Below are 697 nucleotides of genomic sequence, written 5' to 3'. Positions count from 1 at the left end.
CTTAACCGTCGTGTTCGGGATGGGAACGGGTGTTACCCATGACCGCATCGACACCATTCATGGGACTAAGTGGACTCGAACCACCGACCTCACGCTTATCAGGCGTGCGCTCTAACCAGCTGAGCTATAGTCCCATAGGTTATTCAATTTTTTCCTCAAAGATCAAAAACCGATTAATACACAGACCCTTACTTTTATCTTAGAAAGGAGGTGATCCAGCCGCACCTTCCGATACGGCTACCTTGTTACGACTTCACCCCAGTTATCAGTCCTGCCTTCGGCAGCTTCCTTTCTTGGATCACTGACTTCGGGCATTACCAACTCCCATGGTGTGACGGGCGGTGTGTACAAGACCCGGGAACGTATTCACCGCGGCATTCTGATCCGCGATTACTAGCGATTCCAGCTTCGTGTAGTCGGGTTGCAGACTACAGTCCGAACTGAGACGTTATTTTTGAGATTTGCTCCAGCTCACGCTCTCGCTTCTCTTTGTTTACGCCATTGTAGCACGTGTGTGGCCCAAGTCATAAGGGGCATGATGATTTGACGTCATCCCCACCTTCCTCCAGGTTATCCCTGGCAGTCTCTCCAGAGTGCCCATCTTACTGCTGGCTACTGAAGATAAGGGTTGCGCTCGTTGCGGGACTTAACCCAACATCTCACGACACGAGCTGACGACAACCATGCACCACCTGTC

Annotated in this window: 1 tRNA gene and 1 rRNA gene; both read right to left on the bottom strand. The window is 51.4% G+C overall.

Annotation, left to right across the window (positions count from 1 at the left end):
* Positions 1 to 60 precede the first annotated feature (60 nt).
* A tRNA-Ile gene (locus BXO88_RS16230) sits at positions 61 to 134 on the bottom strand.
* A 69-nt stretch (positions 135 to 203) separates the two neighbouring features.
* Positions 204 to 697, bottom strand: a 16S ribosomal RNA gene (locus BXO88_RS16225); the annotation flags it as partial.

The sequence above is a fragment of the Oribacterium sp. C9 genome, from assembly GCF_002007235.1.
Lineage (GTDB): Bacteria > Bacillota > Clostridia > Lachnospirales > Lachnospiraceae > Oribacterium.
This window is presented reverse-complemented; position numbering and strand designations above follow the sequence as displayed.